Origin of the sequence: Pseudovibrio sp. WM33 (genome assembly GCF_001623165.1) — a bacterium.
In the GTDB taxonomy this organism is placed as follows: Bacteria; Pseudomonadota; Alphaproteobacteria; order Rhizobiales; family Stappiaceae; genus Pseudovibrio.
In genome coordinates, this window is sequence record NZ_LMCK01000090.1 from 544,999 (window position 1) to 563,464 (window position 18,466).

At 50.1% G+C, this 18,466-nt stretch carries 14 protein-coding genes, 1 tRNA gene and 1 riboswitch; of the genes, 11 read left to right on the forward strand and 4 right to left on the reverse strand.

The window, feature by feature from the left end; genetic code table 11:
- Window positions 1-28 precede the first annotated feature (28 nt).
- From glmM to PsWM33_RS17820, 5 genes are all read left to right on the forward strand, one after another.
- The gene (gene glmM, locus PsWM33_RS17800; protein ID WP_063301079.1) at window positions 29-1,378 is read left to right on the forward strand and encodes a phosphoglucosamine mutase; all 1,350 of its coding nucleotides are present in this window, start codon (window positions 29-31) and stop codon (window positions 1,376-1,378) included.
- A gap of 268 nt (window positions 1,379-1,646) precedes the next feature.
- Window positions 1,647-2,438, forward strand: coding sequence for an outer membrane protein (locus PsWM33_RS17805; protein ID WP_063298459.1), 792 nt, complete (start codon window positions 1,647-1,649; stop codon window positions 2,436-2,438).
- Window positions 2,439-2,720: 282 nt separating this feature from the next.
- Complete coding sequence (locus tag PsWM33_RS17810; RefSeq protein WP_063298458.1) at window positions 2,721-3,893, forward strand: phosphoserine transaminase; 1,173 nt, start codon at window positions 2,721-2,723, stop codon at window positions 3,891-3,893.
- Between the two features lie 128 nt (window positions 3,894-4,021).
- A complete protein-coding gene (gene serA, locus PsWM33_RS17815) occupies window positions 4,022-5,620 on the forward strand; it encodes a phosphoglycerate dehydrogenase (RefSeq protein ID WP_063298457.1) in 1,599 nt (532 codons plus the stop codon).
- A gap of 144 nt (window positions 5,621-5,764) precedes the next feature.
- Window positions 5,765-6,811, forward strand: a complete 1,047-nt coding sequence (locus PsWM33_RS17820) for a M42 family metallopeptidase (protein ID WP_063298456.1) — start codon at window positions 5,765-5,767, stop codon at window positions 6,809-6,811.
- A 68-nt stretch (window positions 6,812-6,879) separates the two neighbouring features.
- Here PsWM33_RS17820 and PsWM33_RS17825 read toward each other — a convergent pair whose 3' ends face one another.
- The gene (locus PsWM33_RS17825; protein ID WP_063298455.1) at window positions 6,880-7,800 is read right to left on the reverse strand and encodes a DMT family transporter; all 921 of its coding nucleotides are present in this window, start codon (window positions 7,798-7,800) and stop codon (window positions 6,880-6,882) included.
- Between the two features lie 367 nt (window positions 7,801-8,167).
- Here PsWM33_RS17825 and PsWM33_RS17830 point away from each other — a divergent pair, with 367 nt between their 5' ends.
- From PsWM33_RS17830 to PsWM33_RS17845, 4 genes are all read left to right on the forward strand, one after another.
- Complete coding sequence (locus tag PsWM33_RS17830) at window positions 8,168-9,460, forward strand: adenylosuccinate synthase (RefSeq protein ID WP_063290209.1); 1,293 nt, start codon at window positions 8,168-8,170, stop codon at window positions 9,458-9,460.
- A gap of 37 nt (window positions 9,461-9,497) precedes the next feature.
- Window positions 9,498-11,264, forward strand: coding sequence for a hypothetical protein (locus PsWM33_RS17835; RefSeq protein WP_063301080.1), 1,767 nt, complete (start codon window positions 9,498-9,500; stop codon window positions 11,262-11,264).
- 129 nt (window positions 11,265-11,393) lie between these two features.
- A riboswitch (TPP riboswitch) is annotated at window positions 11,394-11,501 on the forward strand.
- 173 nt (window positions 11,502-11,674) lie between these two features.
- Window positions 11,675-12,385, forward strand: coding sequence for an ABC transporter permease (locus tag PsWM33_RS17840; RefSeq protein WP_063291573.1), 711 nt, complete (start codon window positions 11,675-11,677; stop codon window positions 12,383-12,385).
- 26 nt (window positions 12,386-12,411) lie between these two features.
- Window positions 12,412-13,350, forward strand: coding sequence for an ABC transporter substrate-binding protein (locus PsWM33_RS17845; protein ID WP_063301081.1), 939 nt, complete (start codon window positions 12,412-12,414; stop codon window positions 13,348-13,350).
- A 72-nt stretch (window positions 13,351-13,422) separates the two neighbouring features.
- Here PsWM33_RS17845 and PsWM33_RS17850 read toward each other — a convergent pair whose 3' ends face one another.
- The 3 genes from PsWM33_RS17850 to PsWM33_RS17860 all read right to left on the reverse strand — a co-directional run bounded on the left by PsWM33_RS17850 (window position 13,423) and on the right by PsWM33_RS17860 (window position 17,841).
- Window positions 13,423-15,486, reverse strand: a complete 2,064-nt coding sequence (locus tag PsWM33_RS17850; RefSeq protein ID WP_063301082.1) for a CHASE2 domain-containing protein — start codon at window positions 15,484-15,486, stop codon at window positions 13,423-13,425.
- Between the two features lie 261 nt (window positions 15,487-15,747).
- Complete coding sequence (gene rpoH, locus PsWM33_RS17855; protein WP_057461965.1) at window positions 15,748-16,641, reverse strand: RNA polymerase sigma factor RpoH; 894 nt, start codon at window positions 16,639-16,641, stop codon at window positions 15,748-15,750.
- Window positions 16,642-16,791: 150 nt separating this feature from the next.
- Window positions 16,792-17,841 (reverse strand): RluA family pseudouridine synthase, encoded by a 1,050-nt coding sequence (locus PsWM33_RS17860; protein ID WP_057461964.1) that lies wholly within the window; start codon window positions 17,839-17,841, stop codon window positions 16,792-16,794.
- Between PsWM33_RS17860 and PsWM33_RS17865 the strand changes: the two genes are divergently transcribed.
- Both PsWM33_RS17865 and PsWM33_RS17870 read left to right on the forward strand, forming a co-directional pair.
- A complete protein-coding gene (locus tag PsWM33_RS17865) occupies window positions 17,840-18,196 on the forward strand; it encodes a hypothetical protein (RefSeq protein WP_063301083.1) in 357 nt (118 codons plus the stop codon). The genes PsWM33_RS17860 and PsWM33_RS17865 overlap by 2 nt on opposite strands.
- 90 nt (window positions 18,197-18,286) lie before the next feature.
- Window positions 18,287-18,361, forward strand: a tRNA-Glu gene (locus PsWM33_RS17870).
- The last annotated feature ends 105 nt before the right edge of the window (window positions 18,362-18,466 follow it).

Consider the following 18,466-nt stretch of genomic DNA (forward strand, 5'->3'; position numbering starts at 1 on the left):
CGCATTTGAGAGTTCAGGGAAATAATAAATGTCGCGAAAATACTTTGGCACCGATGGAATGCGCGGTACTGCAAACAAATGGCCAATGACCGCGGAAGTTGCGCTGAAAGTTGGGATGGCTGCTGGTGTGGTGTTCCGCCGCGGTAAATATCGCCATCGCGTGGTTATCGGTAAAGACACGCGCCTTTCTGGCTATATGATTGAGAATGCATTGATAGCGGGCTTTACTGCAATGGGCATGGATGTTTTCTTGCTCGGACCCATGCCAACGCCCGGTGTTGCGATGTTGACACGTTCGATGCGTGCGGATATTGGGGTGATGATTTCCGCAAGTCACAACCCTTTTCAGGATAACGGCATTAAGTTTTTTGGCCCAGATGGATTTAAGCTATCTGACGAAGTGGAACTTCAAATTGAACGACTGATCGATAGCGATATGAGTCTGAACTTGTCAGATCCTGCAATGATTGGTCGTGCCACCCGCATCGATAGTACGCGTGATCGTTACATTGAGTTCGCAAAGCGAACGCTGCCGCGTGACCTGAACTTAAATGGCATGCGTATTGTGATCGATTGTGCAAATGGTGCTGCTTATAACGTTGCTCCAGAGATCCTTTGGGAACTGGGTGCGGAAGTGTTTCCATTTGGGGTTGATCCAGATGGTTTCAATATCAATAAGGATTGTGGTTCTACCTCTCCTGAAGCGCTTGCCAAGAAGGTTCATGAGGTTCGGGCGGACATCGGGATCGCATTGGACGGTGACGCTGATCGTGTGATCATCGTGGATGAGAATAGTAAGGTGGTTGATGGTGATCAGCTGATGGCCGTGATTGCTGAATCCTGGAAAGCAGATGGCCGTCTCTCGGCGCCCGGCATCGTTGCTACCGTGATGTCGAATCTAGGCTTGGAGCGGTTCCTGAAAGGGCATGGCCTTTCTCTTGAACGCACCAAGGTTGGTGACCGCTATGTTGTTGAGCGGATGCGTGAAGGTGGCTTCAATGTTGGCGGTGAGCAGTCCGGTCATATTGTGATGTCTGACTTTGGCACGACTGGTGATGGCCTCGTAGCTGCGCTACAGATTCTTGCTTGCGTGAAGAAGATGAAAAAGCCGGTCTCAGAGGTTTGTAATCGATTCGTTCCAGTGCCTCAGGTCCTTAAGAATGTGCGCTATGCGAGTGGTAAACCTCTCGAAGATAAGGCTGTTAAGGCGGTTATTAAGGCTGGAGAAGAGAAGCTTGGTAAACAGGGGCGTCTTGTTATTCGTGCTTCTGGTACTGAGCCGCTCATTCGTGTGATGGGTGAGGCAGATGATGCAAATCTTCTGAACAAGGTGGTTGATAGCATTGTTGACGCAGTTAAAAAGGCTGCAGCTAGCTAACTGAAATTATTTAATTTATCGAGTTTTGAAAGCGGGTATCTTCTGATGTCCGCTTTCTTTGTTTTGAAGTCTGAGAGGTGGATAAGTAAATGCAAATTAACTTTCTAGCATTTGCTTGATTTGTGCCTGTTCGTTGTTTGTTAATAATAAATATTAGGGTTAATAATACTGGTTAATTTATAGGTAATTCTTTCTCTGTAAAAAGTGCTTAGTTTTTATTTAAGGGCAATCATCTTGCGTGACAGGTGCCGTTTGAGAGGACATAAGCATGAAGTATTTTAGTAAGGTGCTGACATTGAGCGCAGCTGCGCTGGTTTCGTCTGGTGTTGCTTATGCAGCCGATCTCCCAGCACCTGTATTCGTAGAAGAGCCAGAGCTCACACAAGTGGAAATCGGTGGTGGATGGTATTTGCGTGGTGATATTGGCTACAAGGTCTATCAGAATCCAAAAGCGAAATTCTCCCATATCAAATTTAATGATGAAGAATTAGAGCCAACGGGAATTGTTGGTGTTGGTGTTGGTTATCGTGTGAATGATTTCATTCGCACAGATGTAACACTAGACTATGAATGGGATGCTGACTTTACAGCAACGGCTGAGTGTATCGGTGTTTGTAGTACCTCCGGTACCTCAGATGAGTTCGCGACACTCGATGTCTGGACTGTTCTTTGGAATGTCTATGCTGACCTGGGGTATTACAATGGCTTCACTCCATATGTTGGAGCTGGCGTTGGTGCATCTTACGTGAACGCAAAGAACGTCCGTGCTATCAATCCAGATGGTACCAGAGTCAAGTATCCTAAAGGGCATTGGTGGAATTTCTCATGGGCTCTTATGGCGGGGACGTCCTATGAGATCGATGATAATTGGAAAATTGATGCAGGATACCGCTATCTAAACATTGGTGCGGTGAAAACAAAGTCTTTTGCAAGTAATGGGACAGTTTCCGGCATCAAGTATGACAAGCTTGTAGCGCATGAAGTGCGTGTTGGATTGCGTTATGAATTTGGTGGGTCTTCCAGTGGTGGATATGATCAGCCGATCGTCACGAAATACTAGGTCATAGACTGGAGCGTCTCCAGTTTAACTTCTGACCAAAACGTTCCAGAGCCTGTCCTGCGACAGGCTCTTTTTTTGAGCAAAACCAGAGGATATTCAGAATTGAACGATTGGTTATCCACTGGGTGAGTATACAAAATATATCTAATCGTACGCAGCGTTTAATTGATTGAATGTTGCTCTGCAAAAAAACATTTGTTGACGAGATAAGTCGTTTCGCATAGACCCGTCGGTGGGACACCCCTCCCCAACGAGGGGCACCTATCTGAAAGGGTAGTCATTATGACGAATACGACAATGCCGGCCACAAAACCGGTAAACCCGAACTTTTCTTCGGGTCCATGTGCCAAGCGTCCGGGCTGGACACCTGCAATCCTTGCAGATGCGCCTCTTGGCAGATCTCACCGTGCAAAGATTGGTAAGGCGAAGCTGAAAGAAGCTATCGAGTTGACACGTGAAGTCCTCGAAGTGCCTGCTGATTACAAAATCGGAATTGTTCCTGCTTCTGATACTGGTGCCGTTGAAATGGCACTGTGGTCGCTGCTTGGTGCGCGCCCAGTTGATATGGTTGCCTGGGAAAGCTTCGGGTCTGGTTGGGTTAGCGATGTCATGAAGCAGCTCAAGCTTGCGGATGCACGCAAGATTGAAGCTGGCTATGGCGAGTTGCCAGACCTCAACTCTGTAAATTTCGACCACGATGTGGTCTTCACTTGGAACGGTACCACCTCAGGTGTGCGTGTGCCGAATGGTGATTTTATTCCGGCAGATCGTAAAGGTCTGACCATCTGCGATGCGACTTCTGCTGCTTTTGCGCAGGAGCTGGTATTCGATAGGCTGGATGTGGTGACTTACTCTTGGCAGAAAGTGCTGGGTGGTGAAGCTGCGCACGGCATTCTGATCTTGTCACCTCGTGCTGTTGAGCGCCTTGAGAGCTATACGCCTGCATGGCCGATGCCGAAGATCTTCCGTCTGACTAAAGGCGGCAAGTTGATCGATGGTGTTTTTGAAGGCGCAACCATCAACACGCCGAGCATGCTTTGCGTAGAAGATTATCTGGATGCTTTGGGTTGGGCCAAAGAATTGGGTGGTCTGAAAGCACTGATTGCTCGTGCTAATGCAAATACCGCTGCAATCTCCACTTGGGCTGAGAAAACTGATTGGGTTGATTTCCTGGCAGTTGACCCGGCAACCCGTTCCAATACTTCTGTTTGTCTGAAGATTGTTGATCCGGAAATCACGAAGCTTGATGACAAAGCACAAGCTGCATTTGCCAAAGCGATTGTGAATCTGCTCGACAAAGAAGAGGTGGCATTCGACATTGGAGCATACCGTGATGCGCCGTCCGGTCTTCGGATCTGGTGTGGTGCGACGGTTGAAACTGCCAATGTAGAAGCGCTTATTCCTTGGTTGGATTATGCTTTTGCTGCTGAAAAAGCAAAGCTGGTTTCTGCTTAAAATTCCTTATTTTGAACGAAAAAGTTCCGGTCGCCCAGTGTGACCGGTTAACCTGACGCAAGAAGTGTATCTGGCTCCCGCAACACATGAATGGGAGGGTACCTTCGTTGACTTGAAAGGTTAGCCCGATGGCTCCTAAAGTTCTTATTTCCGATAAGCTCTCTGATAAAGCAGTTCAGATTTTCAAAGAACGCGGTTGCGATGTCGACTTCCTGCCAGATGTTGGCAAGGATAAAGAAAAACTCGCTGAAATCATTGGTAAATATGATGGTTTGGCGATCCGTTCTGCGACCAAAGCGACAGAAAAGATCATCAAAGCAGCGACCAATTTGAAGGTTATCGGTCGCGCTGGTATTGGTGTCGATAACGTTGATATTCCGGCAGCGACTGCCAAGGGTATCGTTGTGATGAACACGCCGTTTGGCAATGCCATCACGACTGCTGAACATGCGATTGCGATGATGTTTGCGGTGACCCGTCAGATCCCGGCTGCGGATGTTTCCACGCAGGCTGGCAAGTGGGAAAAATCCCGCTTTATGGGTAACGAAGTCACCTCAAAAACACTGGGTCTGGTTGGCTGCGGTAACATTGGTTCTATTGTTGCGGACCGAGCTATCGGCTTGAAAATGAAGGTGATTGCGTTCGATCCGTTCTTGTCTCATGAACGTGCTATTGACCTTGGTGTTGAGAAGGTTGAGCTGGAAGACCTCTTCAAGCGCGCTGACTTTATTACATTGCATACCCCGCTGACTGATCGTACCCGTAACATTATTGATGCGGATGCAATCGAGACCATGAAAGATGGTGTCTACCTCATCAACTGTGCACGTGGTGGTCTGGTTGACGAAGATGCGCTGCGTGCTGCGTTGGATAGTGGCAAGGTTGCGGGTGCTGCGGTTGACGTATTCACGGTTGAGCCAGCTAAAGAGAACGTTCTGTTTGGTGCTCCAAACCTCGTATGCACGCCTCACCTTGGTGCCTCCACTTCTGAAGCTCAAGAAAATGTTGCGCTGCAGGTTGCCGAGCAGATGTCTGACTATCTGGTCAACGGCGCGGTTTCCAACGCTCTGAACATGCCATCCATTACTGCGGAAGAAGCGCCACGCCTCGCTCCATTTGTAAAGCTGGCGGAGCAGCTTGGGTCTTTTGCTGGTCAAGCGACAGAGACAGGCATCAAAGCGGTTCGTATTGAATACGAAGGCGATGTTGCAGAAATGAACGTCAAGGCTTTGACCGCAGCTGCACTTACAGGTGTTCTGCGTCCTCTGCTGCAGACGGTGAATATGGTTTCTGCTCCCGAAGTTGCCAAAGAGCGCGGCATTGTGATTGAAGATGTTCGCCGCGAACAACATGGTGCTTATGAGAACTATATTCGCCTGACTGTTATCACTGAGCGTCAGGAACGTTCTGTTGCTGGTACGGTGTTTGGTGATCAGAAGCCGCGTATTATTCAGATCAAAGGCATCAACATGGAAGCAGAGCTTGGCGAGAACATGCTCTATGTGACCAACCAGGATAAGCCGGGCTTTATTGGTCAGCTGGGCTCCATTCTTGGTGATGCAAAGATCAACATTGCGACGTTTAACCTTGGCCGTAAGGTTGAAGGTGAAGAAGCGATCTGTCTTGTTGAGATTGATGGCGAAATTTCTGAGACGACCGTGGATGAAATTGCTGCGATTGCGCAGGTGAACCAGGCGAAGCTTCTGCATTTCCCTCAGCAGGGCTAAGCTATTTTATAGGTATAGATTAGCAAAAGGCGGTCTTCGGACCGCCTTTTCTTTTTCCGGTGGTCATGAGACTGGTGGAAATTGCTTATCTTTGAACTTGGCGCCATGATGCAGGCTGGTTCCATTTCGAAGTAGAAAGCTATTATGAATATTGATCTGCTGCGCCGTCTCTGTGAAACCCCTGGTGTCCCGGGGCATGAGCATCGAGTACGCGAGATAATTCTGAAAGAGATTGAAGGCCTGTTTGATGATGTTCAAACGGATGCAATGGGATCTCTTATCTGTCGCCGTGATGCACGCAAGGCGCCTGAAAATGGTGATAAACCAAAGAAGGTTATGCTGCTCTGCCATATGGATGAGATTGGCTTCCTTGTTTCGCATATCACCGAGAAAGGCTTTGTCTATGTACAGCCGGTCGGAGGTTTTGATGCACGCAATCTCTTCTCCCGTCGTGTGTTGGTCTCCACAGATGAGGGCGATCTGAAGGCTGTAATGAATCCGGCTGGGCGACCAGTTCACATTGCATCACCTGAAGAGCGAAAAAAGATCCCTCAAGTCACTGAGTTCATTATTGATCTTGGTTTAGGTAAGAAGACCGGGGAAGTGGTCAAGGTTGGTGACATGGTCACTCTTGATGAGCCGCTGATCGAGATGGGTGAAAAGGTTGTCTCCAAAGCGATGGATAACCGGGTTGCATGCTGGCTTGGCATTGAAGCTATGCGTGCGCTTGGCGAGGCGGATCATTCCTGCGAAATCTATGTCGCTTTTACCTGTCAGGAAGAGGTTGGGCTGCGCGGTGCGAAGACTGCGGCCTATGCCATTAAACCGGATATTGGCCTTGGAGTTGATATCACGCTTGCTTGCGATACACCTGGGGTGCCAGAGCAAGATCAAACGACTGAGCAAGGCAAGGGTTTTGGGCTTCACGTGAAGGACGGTTGGTTCATTGCTGACCTGGAACTTGTGAAAGAAATCGAAAATCTGGCTATTGAAGAAGAAATTCCATACCAGCGCACCATGTTAAACGGTGGTGGGCAGGATGGGGCAGCAGCTCAGCAAGCCGCTGCTGGTGCAAAGGCTGTTGGCATCATGGTTGGTACACGTTATGTGCACACAGTGACCGAGATGATTGATAAGAGCGACCTGCTGGCTGCACGTGATATTCTGGCGGCTTATCTGAAGCGTTGCTGATACAGTCAGGCGCTGCTTATTAAGAAGCCTCCAGATCCCCATTACGGTAGGGACTGGAGGCTTTTTTGTTATGCAATTACTTGTTTTTTGCCTATCCATCTGCTGGTTAAGCGGCCATCAATCAGTAGCAGTGCGATGAAGATTGCTGCCATACCGATCCAGTGGTTGGCTTCGAGACGTTCATTCAGGAAAATTGCGCCCAGAATGATTGCGCTGACCGGAATTACGAGTGTGACAGAAGCTGCGTTGGTTGCTCCTGCGAGTTTGAAAAGCTGGAAATACAGAATGTAAGCAAAAGCTGTGCAAGCGAGAGCGAGAACGAGAACGCTTGCCCATGTTGAAGCGGATGCCTCTATCAGTTGCTGAGTTGGCGCTGTATAAATGAGCGCAGGTATCAGCAAGATCGTTGAAGCGGAGAGCTGGCCAGTTGCCAGAGCTGCAGGTGGTAGCTTTTTGAGGCGCATGATGATGAATGCGGCGAATGCATATGAGAGAGCGGCCCCTAAAACTGCGAGCTGAGGCCAAACCTGATTGCTGGCACCGCTCAATGCGTCACTGCCAACCATGATGGCAACTCCGACAACACCGATCACTGCCGCGACGAGCTTGGTTGCTGTCAGCTTCTCTTCATTGCTGAGGACCTGCATGACAATCATCGTGAAGATGGGTGTAAAGGCGTTGAGTACGGATGCCAATCCGGAGGCAATGTATTGCTGACCCCAAAAGATGAGGGAGAAGGGGACTACATTATTTAAGAAGCCCAGCAGGAGGAAGCTGCCAATCCATTTTGTAGAGAGCGGTATGGACTGCTTTGAGATGAGTAAGAAGCCCCACATGGCGATTGCTGCGATTGCTACTCTTAAGAAAACAAGTGTGATGGGATTGAATTCTGCGACTGCGACTTTGGCAAAGAAAAATGCGCCACCCCACAAGGTGCCTAATAAGAGAAGAATAGACCAGCCCAGCCAGTCAAGTTTTTGTGCGTTCATAAAGCGTATTCAACTTAGTGAAATTTCTTGCAGGAATTGCAAAAAATGAGAAATTGGAACTTGAGCTAGTAATATCACTTGCTGTTGTGGCTGTACCACCCGATTTGCGAGTAAAACAATCAACAGAGGTTCACTCTGATCGCAAAAATTACAGTCTTGGCCTAATTTTGAAGGAAAAGGGCTCGTATTTAAGAGATTGACAGATTATAAGGCGCTGTAACTGCGCCCCGGCTCTTACGCCGGGGTTTCTTATGTTGTCTCTCACGATTTGCATTCTGAGCTGGCAAGCCACTTTATACAGAAATAGCAAATCGTATGACGGCGTATTTTAGGAATACGCTGGCAGCCGCAGGAGGGCTGAAGAATCATGGCCAACGTTGTCGTAGTTGGGTCACAATGGGGTGACGAAGGTAAGGGTAAACTTGTCGATTGGCTCTCTGAGCAAGCCGACGTCGTTGTACGCTTCCAAGGCGGACACAATGCAGGTCATACGCTTGTAATTGACGGAACGAGCTACAAGCTGGCACTGCTGCCATCTGGTGTTGTTCGTGGGAAACTCTCTGTCATTGGCAATGGCGTTGTGATTGACCCTCATGCACTGGTTGCTGAGATTGCACGTCTTGAAGAGCAGGGCGTTAAGATCTCCCCGGAAATCCTGCGTGTTGCTGACAATGCTACTCTTATTCTGAGCCTGCACCGCGAGCTTGATGCTTTGCGTGAAGATGCAAGCCCGGCAGGTACCAAAATCGGTACCACCAAACGCGGTATCGGCCCTGCTTATGAAGATAAAGTCGGTCGTCGTGCAATTCGCGTGATGGACCTGGCAAACATGAGCACGCTGCCAGCCAAGATTGATCGTCTGCTGACCCACCACAACGCTATTCTGCGCGGTCTGGGTCGCGATGAGATCTCTGCTGAGACCATCTACAAAGAGCTGGAAGACGTTGCTGATAAGATCCTGCCGTACATGGATAAAGCCTGGTACATGCTGGACAAAGCGCGTCGTGAAGGTAAGCGTTTGTTGTTTGAAGGTGCGCAGGGCGCGCTGCTGGACAACGACCACGGCACTTATCCGTTTGTAACCTCCTCCAATACAGTTGCGGGTCAGGCTGCTGCTGGTAGTGGTCTGGGACCAAACTCCATCGATTACGTTCTGGGTATCACCAAAGCTTACACCACTCGTGTAGGTGAAGGTCCATTCCCAACCGAACAGCAGAATGAAGTTGGTGAGTTCCTCGGTACTCGCGGGCACGAGTTTGGAACGAACACTGGTCGTCGTCGTCGGTGTGGCTGGTTTGATGCAGTGATTGTCCGACAAACCGTTTGCACCAGCGGAATCAATGGGATTGCATTGACAAAGCTTGACGTTTTGGACGGACTGGATGAAATTAAGATTTGTGTTGGTTATGAGCTAGATGGTGAGCGAATCGATTACCTTCCGGCATCTCAAGGTGCTCAGGCGCGGGTTGTTCCTATTTATGAGACCCTGCCTGGTTGGAAGGAAACGACCAAAGGCGCACGGACTTGGGCAGAATTGCCAGCACAAGCTGTGAAATACGTTCGGCATGTTGAAGAGCTGATTGGTGCTCCGGTTGCTCTGTTATCAACAAGCCCTGAACGTGATGACACAATCCTGGTTCAGAATCCATTCCAGGATTAAGTCTTGATATGAAGCTCTGGGGGCAATGGGCAGTTAAATGGCGGACTACAATTCCGTTCTAAAAAAAGCGGTAGCTGGTTTACAAGAGAACACAGGTTCTGCACGGCGGGCAGTTTATCAACGCGCGCGGAATGCAATTGTAAAGCAACTTAAAAGTTACGACCCACCTCTGTCTCCCTCCCAGATCACTGAGGAGCAGCTGAAGCTTGAAGAGGCCATTCGTAAGGTCGAAGCGGAAGCTGCTCGTGAGTCTCTCGGGTTGGGGCGGTCTAAAACCACCCAAGCTCCAAGTGCTCCAAAATCTGCTGTTCCAGAAATCTCTGCTGCATCTTCACCTGCTGGAGATACGCCTAAGGCAGGTACAAAGGCCGATACTCCAGCGCGCGATGAGCCAAAAGCACCTGCTGCTAAAGCAGATGTGTTTAAAGAGGCGGTTCGTGCTGCGCAGGACCTCGGCAACGCCGCTCATCAGGCCAATCAGATGGCGCGTGATCAGCTACCTGAATCTGCCAGCGAGCGCAAAGAGCCTGACCTTGGCTCTATGGATGACAAAGAGACGGGTGAACCTGCTGCGTCTCTGCCAACCAAAGGTGCTGTCGAGACGAGCGCAGAAGAGCGCTCTTGGGTGCCGGGTGAGGCACGGCGGACTAAGCTGGAAACAAAAGGTAAATCGCGTCCTGAGATCGATGAGCCTGCCAAGGTTAAGCCAAAGACAAGCCGAAAACCTGCTTCCTCCCGCAAACCAGCCGTTGCGCAGCGCGTTGGCGATGCGATTGAGCAGGAAGAAGGGCTGAAGCCTTCCAATACATCGGGTATTGTCGGTATAATTGTGGTCATACTGATAATCTTGGGTGTTACCGCAGGTGTCTATAGTCTGCGCGATGTTATTCTCTCTTTAGTGCTTCCAGTTGAAACCGGTGAGACTGTTGCGCCAGAAAGCGCACCTTCTAATGAAGATGAGCCGCTTCGGGTTCAGCCGGAACGCACGCCGAAGAAGAACACCGACCGCTTGTTGCCATCTGATGAAGGGGCAAAGGTTTCTCCGGATGCGACACGGGTGCAGACGACCCGGATTACCCGGAATTCGTCCAGCGCAGCGCCAACCGAGACAGTAACTGAGCCTCCAGTCGTGCGTGTGGTCGAAGCTCCAGCAGCGCCGGCAGAAGACACACCTTCTGTGCAGGTTCTGCCGGTGACGGAACCTGCACAGCAAAGTACTGCAGTTGAGACCAACTCTGTTCCGCCAGCTGAAACCATTGGAACGGAAGCTGCGGTTTCTCCTGTTGCACAACAGAGCATACTTTACGAAGAGGCCTTGACGCCGGGTGCCGCAGGTTCTGCATCACGCGGGAACGTTGTTTGGTCACTGGATGAAGCTAACGGCGATTCTGTCATCAAGGCTGTTGCGACGCTGCCATCTCGTAACTTCTCTGTTGAGATGACATTGAAGCCGAATAGCGATCGGTCTTTGCCAGCGAGTCATTTGCTTGAGCTGAACTTCATCTTCCCAGAAGGGTTTGATGGAAAGGGTGTTGAGAAGGTGCCTGGCCTGATCCTGAAGAAGACAGAGTCCGAAGCAGGTGATCCGCTTGATGGTGCTGCCGTGAAGGTTTCTGACACTCTCTTCTGGATTGCGCTGTCTGACAGTGATGAAGAAAAAGCGAAGAACCTGAAGCGTCTTGCTGAGCGTGAGTGGATTGATGTTCCACTGCTGTACAACAGCGGTCGCCGTGCAATGTTGACCTTTGAAAAAGGTACAACCGGCAACAAAGTTATAGCACAGGCAATCAAGAGCTGGAAGTAATCTAGTTTCAGCTGTTTAGCTTAGATTTCAAAGGCCTTGGCTCTCTCAGAGTTGAGGCCTTTTTCATTATGCTGTCGTCCGTCAGAGTAAAATCTGCTTGCATCCTTCAGCAGAAACGCGCATGTTCCTTGCTATTCCGAGGGGTGCTTTTCTTTCGAAAAGCTGAGATTGCGATGAGCTAAACCCTTTGAACCTGATCCGGGTAATGCCGGCGAAGGGACGGGACCTGAGCCATTCTTCCCGGATCTCCATGTTTGCATTTGTTGTAACGAGAGATCCTGTGCTGAAAACATCCCAGAGAGCTAATGTAGCTCCGTTCTTCCGCCTGTTTGTGATGCCCAATGCCATTGTTGGGAGTCTACATGCTGAAGCGAGCTTTGAAACGAATTCTCCGAAGTCTTTTCGGGATTTTGCTTTTTATCGCCATTTGGGAAAGTGTGGTTCGGATTGGAGAGTTTCCTCCGTTTCTCTTGCCAGGTCCGGCGGCGGTTTTTTCCGCTTTTCTCAATCAGGGCGTTTTTCTGCTGCATCATGCAGGCATTACCGCTTGGGAGACTGTTCTCGGCTTTCTCTTTGGCGTGAGTGCTGGAGCTTCGCTGGCTGTTTTGCTGGCAGTGTCTCCCCGGATACGCCTGTTTCTGCTGCCTCCAATTGCAGCGACCCAATCTCTTCCTGTGTTTGCAATTGCACCGCTTCTGGTGCTGTGGTTCGGCTTTGGGCTCGCCTCCAAGGTTGTGATGGCCGTGATTGTGATCTTCTTTTCTGTGACCTCGACTTTCTTCGATGGTTTGCGCAGGACTGATCAATCACTGCTCGACCTTGGCAAGCTGCATGGCCTGAACCGCTGGCAAACACTTCGCTACATTCGAATTCCAGCCGCCTTGCCGTCTCTGGCCTCTGGTATGCGCATTGCAGCGGTGTTCGCTCCTATTGGGGCGGTGGTTGGAGAGTGGGTTGGTGCAAAAGGCGGTCTGGCTTTCATCATGTTGCAATCCAATGCACGCATGCAAACAGCGACGATGTTTGCGGCGTTGATTTTGCTTGCGGTGATGGTGTTGAGCCTGAGGGCAGTTGTTGAGTTCGCCACTTCTCGGATGATCTATTGGCAGAAAGAGATCTAGGTCTCAGAGTATGAGGACGTAACCTTATGAAAAAACTAAGTATGCTGTTTGGTGCGGCAATGCTTGCGAGCACGCTTCAAGTGCAAGCAGCGGACAAGCTGACTGTGTTGCTGGACTGGTTTGCGAATCCAGACCATGCACCAATCGTGGTTGCCAAGGCACGGGGGTTCTTTGAAAGAGAGGGCCTTGAAGTTGAGCTGATTGAGCCTGCTGATCCTTCCATGCCACCAAAGCTTGTTGCAGCAGGGCAGGGTGATATTGCAGTTTCCTATCAGCAGACGTTGCACCCACAAATTGATGAGGGCATGCCGCTGATGCGGATCGGGACGCTGGTCTCTACGCCTTTGAACACACTGATTGTGTTGGAAGATGGACCAATCAAGGAGATTGCAGACCTGAAAGGTAAGCGTATTGGTTATTCCACATCCGGGTTTGAGAACGCCATGCTTGGGAAGATGCTTTCCACTGCAGGTCTCAGTTCTGACGATGTTGAGCTGATCAACGTGAACTTTTCGCTCTCACCATCTTTGATGGCTGGGCAGGTTGATGCTGTGATTGGTGGTTACCGTAACTTCGAGCTGAACCAGATGGAGATTGAAGGTGCGAGAGGCCGAGCGTTTTATCCTGAAGAGAACGGTGTGCCTGTCTATGATGAGCTGATTTATGTGGCTCACAAAGACAAGCTGGATGATCAGCGTTTGAAGAAGTTCATCAATGCGATTGAGGCGGCTACCGTTTATCTGCTTAATAATCCGCAGGACTCCTGGAAGAGCTTCCTTGAGGTCTATCCAAATCTGGATGATGAGCTGAACAAGCGTGCCTGGGCGGATACTCTGCCGCGTTTTGCCAGCCGTCCAGCTGCTTTGGACAATGGCCGTTATGAACGGTTTGCAAACTTTCTGATTGAGCAGGGGCTCATTAAAACAGCGCCTCCAGTTGAAACCTACGCGGTTGAACTGCGCTAACCGGTATAGGTCTAAACTAAAATTTGAGCCTCCGAGTTTCGGGGGCTCTTTTTATTTGTAGGCTAAATGCCGTTATTGCGCTGCATCCTTGACCGCTTCGTGTTGAGCCAGATCGCTGAGGATGTATTTCTCAAAAGCAGCATAGATGGTGTTGTACTCACCCTCAGAGAGTGATTTGCATTCATCTACCAGTGTTAGGGCTTTCTTCTTGTCATTCTCCTCAAACAGCGCGAAGACCATGTTGCAGTGGACGTTCTTGAGCTTGAGGAAGTTTTCTGAAAAAGCGAGCGACGGATCACCTAGCAACGCAAAGGAACGCATCTGGTAACGGCTGGTTTTGACTGGAATTGTCTCCAATGCCGCCAATTCAGGCATCTGACCGCGTGTGGTTTCGCACATAAGAACGCTGTGACCGGCATCTTTGCAATGACGGGCTAAATCTTCCGCTAAATCAACGCATTTACCGAGCGGGGCGTACCTGAAATGACGCCGTGTACCTGTTTCGCCGAGCGTTGCAAGGCCGGTTGAGATGCCGATATCGATTGTGACTGCGTGGTCTTTCATATTTTTCTGGTTGAAATTGAAACGATCCTTGAGATTGAAGCGCTTCATTTGCTTCTGCATTTCAATCGCTGTTCGACAGGCATGAGCAGCGTGGAATGGGTCATCGAGCGGCGCGTTCCAGTAAGCATTCAGGCCGGATGTGCTCAGCGTGTTCAGTGTACCATCGTGGATATGCACTTCATCGAGATGAGCTGTTTGGAAGCCGTTGGAGAAGCCTGCGAGATCCTGAGGAGACAAACCCTCATAATACCGGTGAAAGTGCCTCAAACGTGTCGAGAGGCTTGTGATTTCACGTTGCTGACCCTCCAGAGGGAGTTGCTCTGACTTCGCCAGTACCTTTTGCATCTGTTTGGGAGAGAGAATTCCTGCAAAGCGTTCAGTTGTTTGGTTTCTGTGACTCTTGAATGTCACACGCCGGATTGTGCAGGAGAAAGCGAATATCAGCAGGATAACGAAGGATGGGAAGAATGGCTCAAGGACGGTGTTTTGCAGAGCGAATTGGTGGAATGCAACTCCGTTGATGACCAAGACAGCGACGCCTGTAAGTGACAGACTTAACCAGAAACCTTGCGTGGCGGATATGATCGCAATGACGATGCCAAATCCGATTAGTGCCAGGATTTCAGCGTATTGTGCCCAGGTGGGTATATTGAGGAAGTTGCCAGACTGAAGTGTTTGCAGTGCCTGTGCATGTCGTTCTGAACTTCTGTCCTGAGTGCCGATGACGAACTGACTTCCAGAAGCTGGTGGCCAGAGTTTGGAGGATACTCTGTTCTTTAAGACATCGCTCGCTGCAAGGATGAAATTGCTGGCATTGCTTGTTTTGAACACCAGCATTTCCGTCTCTTCAGTGACAGGAATTTGGATATCAGTGCTTTTTAGCTGATAGCCATCTTCTGCTTGCGTGACCTGGAACGGTTGCGTGTTTGTCTGATTGGACAGGCTCCATGCCGCTACTGCGAGGGATGGCAACTGCGCTGTGTCGCTTTGGAGTTGAAGTGGATAGAACAGCGCATTTGAACCGTGTGCGTATTGGGTGTCGCTTTGATATCCTGTGGCTTGCGAGAACCTTATGTAGTTGGAAAGAGGAGGTTTTTCAGCTACGGCTTCGCTCAACGGTCTGCTGAGCAGGACTGGGTAATGAGAGATGATGGTTTGTAAGAGCAGGTCGTGATTTGGATAAGTCGCCCGCAAGGAGGGCTGCAGATCGTCGTAGATTCGGCTTCTTAAGGTGGGGGAGGTCGGATCGGCTTTTCTGAAGTCTGCATCTATAATCAGAAGCTTGGGCTTATACTCCCCCAGTTTTTGAAGGATTTGTGCAAGCTCCAGACGCTGATATATCGGCTCCTGCGTTTGCTGGATTGATTCTGGCGTAAGATGGATCGTGTAAACTGGCGGCGTAGAAGTTGTGTTTGGCCATGCCAATTGCAGCGCGTTTTGGCTGAGATATCCGACGTTATCCAGTACCTGCGGGTATAGGGTACGGACAAGTATTGCTATTGCAATGAATAGACAGGATACAACCGCTGCAAGTGCACGGTTGGTTTGTGACAGCCAGCTAGAGCCGAACATGTAATTCCCCCCAAAAGGGGAAGTGACCCAACTCACATAAATTCCCCTCATCATTAACCTTAGGAAAGCTCTGAGGGGACGACAAGCTTAGCTGTTTATTTAAAAGGGTGTTCCTACAGTTGATTTGTATTTTAAGTTAATTCAACTCAACTTTTATGCAGTTGAGCGTCTTAAAGCACTTTGCAGCCATGTTGACTACGCGAGTTGCTTTAAGTTTTAGCCTTACCTGAGAAATCGGTAGCCCCGTGAGGGGAGCACACTTTATGCACCTGCCTCATGACCTGCCATTGCCATGGCGCTTTCCTGAACGGCCTTTTGAACCTTCTCAAAAGCACGCACTTCAATCTGACGTACACGCTCGCGGCTTACGCCAAACTCGGTCGAGAGTTCTTCCAAAGTGATCGGGCTTTCAGAAAGTCGACGAGCTTCAAAAATGCGGGTCTCGCGCTCGTTCAGCACGCCCATCGCGTTTTTCAGCATATCGCGGCGTACATCGTATTCTTCCTGCTCAGCCAGAACTGCTTCCTGACTCTCGGCATCATCCACGAGCCAATCCTGCCACTCGCTGGATTCACCTTCGCTGGAGCGCAGAGGTGCGTTCAGGGAAGAGTCGCCACCCAGACGGCGGTTCATGGAAACAACCTCTTTTTCGGTTACACCGAGAGTTGTCGCAATGTGCTGGACCTGATCCGGACGCAGATCGCCATCTTCAAACGCCTGAATTTTGCCTTTGACGCGACGCAGGTTGAAGAACAGGCGCTTCTGGTTTGCTGTGGTACCCATTTTAACGAGTGACCATGTGCGCAGGATGTATTCCTGAATGGAAGCCTTGATCCACCACATGGCGTAGGTTGCCAGGCGGAAGCCTTTGTCCGGCTCAAAGCGTTTTACAGCCTGCATCAGGCCGACGTTACCTTCTGAGATAACTTCGCCCAGAGGCAAGCCATAGCCACGGTAGCCCATTGCAATTTTTGCAACGAGGCGCAGGTGAGAATTTACAAGTCTTTCAGCAGCTTTAGGTTCGTCATGTTCCCGGTAGCGCTTGGCGAGCATGTACTCTTCCTGCGGCTGAAGCATCGGGAATTTTCTAATCTCATCTAAATAGCGGCTTAAACCGCCTTCGCCACCCGTGAGGGCTGGTAGGTTACGGGCCATAAAGCACCCCTCCTTGCTTGGTGTTCCCGCCTGATCGAAGGATCAGGCTTTTCGGCAAACACACATTGGTGCCTTCAGATGAAGCGCACCTGAAGTGTCTATATGGGAACATTGTGGCCAAAACGCTACCAGATCGGCAATCTTTTTGGCCTAAATTTTTCGTAATGATTGAAGAATACCAGCAAAATCAGCAGGTAACTCCGATTCAAACTTCATGAATTCCTGGGTTCTTGGGTGCGCAAACGCCAAAAGTCCTGCATGCAGGGCCTGTCGCTTGAAATCCGCCAACTGGGTTTTCAGTGGTTCTTGGAATTTATTGTATTTGGTTCTGAACCCGGAACCGTAATCCATATCACCTATTAGCGGATTTCCGATGTGGGACATGTGTACGCGGATCTGGTGGGTTCTGCCTGTTTCCAGACGGCACTCGATCAAGCTTGCAACGGGTGCTGCGTCTTGAGGGCCAAACCGTTCCTGCACCTGCCAGTGGGTGATGGCGTGGCGACCGCCGGTTTTCAGCACCGAGATTTTCTGTCGGTTTGCAGTTGAGCGGGCAAGGTTGGCGTCTACTGTGCCTTTTGGTGCTGTTGGGGCACCCCAGACAAGAGCCTTATAAGCGCGCTCCAGTGGGCCGGTTTTGCCATGGTCGGCAAACTGAGCTGCGAGGCCCTGATGGGCCATGTCGTTTTTAGCAACAACGAGCAGACCTGTTGTGTCTTTATCGATGCGGTGAACGATGCCAGGACGTTTGACGCCGCCAATACCAGACAAAGATGAACCGCAGTGGTGAATCAAGGCGTTGACCAGTGTGCCCGTTGGGTTTCCGGCACCTGGATGCACAACAAGGCCCGCAGGTTTGTCGATGACGATCAGGTCGTCATCCTCAAAAACGATATTGAGCGGGATGTCCTCTGGCTGCGGTTCTGCGTCTTCCGGCTCTGGAACAATAAGAGTGATTGTATCTCCGGCACAGACTCTATATTTAGGCTCCAACACCGTGCGCTGGCCAATTTGAACCTGACCAGCCCGGATCAAGGCTTGAAGTCGGTTGCGACTGAAGTCATCTATATGCGCAGCAAGCACAGCATCCAAGCGGCGACCGGTATCTTCCGGCTCCGGAGTGATGACTGTTGGTTGCTGCTCGTCGGCAATTACAGAGTTTGTGAGTGGCTGGGTGCCCTCAGGAGATTTATCGTTCATGCGTGATCCTAATACTGACAGCGATGAGACTGTACAGAACGAACTTGATCCAGCAGCTTTGAGGCTTCAAGGGAAGTTACGTCGCCTCCTGATGGGATCAAGCCTTGTCATGGTGCTTGGCTTATTAGCTGTCTTTGCGGCTATCTTCTATAAGATTAACGCCGGCAATTCCAATGTTAGCGCAGATAGTATTGCTGCAACAATTGCGATTGGCCCTGAAGCACAGATTATATCTGTTACTCAGATGGACGGAAATCTGGTGATGCTGATCAAAGAAGGTCCGACGCAGGCTCTTGTCTATGTTGATCCTGTCACCGGACGAAAAATCGCACGTACGGATTTTGTTGCGAGATAGGTGGATAAACCCCCTTTTCTTTCAAGGAGGGGGCTTGCCAAGCGGGGGATTAGCCAATATACCCCCGTCCATCGCGAAAGCGAAGCCTAGGCGCCCATCGTCTAGCGGTTAGGACGCCGCCCTTTCACGGCGGAAACAGGGGTTCGATTCCCCTTGGGCGTACCAAAGGCTTCTATTGCGATACCAGGCAGTTATCTGCTTGAAGACAAGACTATGAAAAGTCTTCTCATTATGTGAGCGCCCATCGTCTAGCGGTTAGGACGCCGCCCT

What these genes read in the sequence shown, in the direction of transcription:
- glmM (WP_063301079.1), top strand. Translation starts at nt 29, where the DNA reads ATGTCGCGAAAATACTTTGGCACCGATGGAATGCGCGGTACTGCAAAC.
- PsWM33_RS17805 (WP_063298459.1), top strand. Translation starts at nt 1,647, where the DNA reads ATGAAGTATTTTAGTAAGGTGCTGACATTGAGCGCAGCTGCGCTGGTT.
- PsWM33_RS17810 (WP_063298458.1), top strand. Translation starts at nt 2,721, where the DNA reads ATGACGAATACGACAATGCCGGCCACAAAACCGGTAAACCCGAACTTT.
- serA (WP_063298457.1), top strand. Translation starts at nt 4,022, where the DNA reads ATGGCTCCTAAAGTTCTTATTTCCGATAAGCTCTCTGATAAAGCAGTT.
- PsWM33_RS17820 (WP_063298456.1), top strand. Translation starts at nt 5,765, where the DNA reads ATGAATATTGATCTGCTGCGCCGTCTCTGTGAAACCCCTGGTGTCCCG.
- PsWM33_RS17825 (WP_063298455.1), bottom strand. Translation starts at nt 7,800, where the DNA reads ATGAACGCACAAAAACTTGACTGGCTGGGCTGGTCTATTCTTCTCTTA.
- PsWM33_RS17830 (WP_063290209.1), top strand. Translation starts at nt 8,168, where the DNA reads ATGGCCAACGTTGTCGTAGTTGGGTCACAATGGGGTGACGAAGGTAAG.
- PsWM33_RS17835 (WP_063301080.1), top strand. Translation starts at nt 9,498, where the DNA reads ATGGCGGACTACAATTCCGTTCTAAAAAAAGCGGTAGCTGGTTTACAA.
- PsWM33_RS17845 (WP_063301081.1), top strand. Translation starts at nt 12,412, where the DNA reads ATGAAAAAACTAAGTATGCTGTTTGGTGCGGCAATGCTTGCGAGCACG.
- PsWM33_RS17850 (WP_063301082.1), bottom strand. Translation starts at nt 15,486, where the DNA reads ATGTTCGGCTCTAGCTGGCTGTCACAAACCAACCGTGCACTTGCAGCG.
- rpoH (WP_057461965.1), bottom strand. Translation starts at nt 16,641, where the DNA reads ATGGCCCGTAACCTACCAGCCCTCACGGGTGGCGAAGGCGGTTTAAGC.
- PsWM33_RS17865 (WP_063301083.1), top strand. Translation starts at nt 17,840, where the DNA reads ATGCGTGATCCTAATACTGACAGCGATGAGACTGTACAGAACGAACTT.
- PsWM33_RS17860 (WP_057461964.1), bottom strand. Translation starts at nt 17,841, where the DNA reads ATGAACGATAAATCTCCTGAGGGCACCCAGCCACTCACAAACTCTGTA.